The following is a 293-nucleotide window of genomic DNA, read 5'->3' as shown; positions in this document are numbered from 1 at the left end:
CCGACGGGTCGGCGATTCTGTCTCCGGCCCGCATCCGCCTTGCCCTGCTCTCCCTCGCCCTCGGCGGCTTCGGCATCGGCGCGACCGAGTTCGTGGCGATGGGGCTGCTGCCGAACCTCGCGCGGGATCTCCTGCCCGGCCTCTACGCGACAGCGCCGGACGCTGCGAACGCCCAGATCGGCTGGCTGATCTCGGCGTACGCTCTCGGCGTCGTCGTCGGAGCCCCGACGATCGCGGCGGCAGCGGCACGCTGGCCGCGCAAGCAGCTGCTGCTCGCCCTGCTCGCCGCGTTC

1 pseudogene is annotated in these 293 nt (G+C 73.4%); it reads left to right on the top strand.

What is annotated here, in order from left to right:
- A pseudogene (locus tag QN345_RS20105) lies at positions 1-293 on the top strand (MFS transporter); the annotation flags it as partial.

Origin of the sequence: Cryobacterium sp. 10I1 (genome assembly GCF_035019805.1) — a bacterium.
GTDB lineage: Bacteria > Actinomycetota > Actinomycetes > Actinomycetales > Microbacteriaceae > Cryobacterium > Cryobacterium glucosi.
This window is presented reverse-complemented; position numbering and strand designations above follow the sequence as displayed.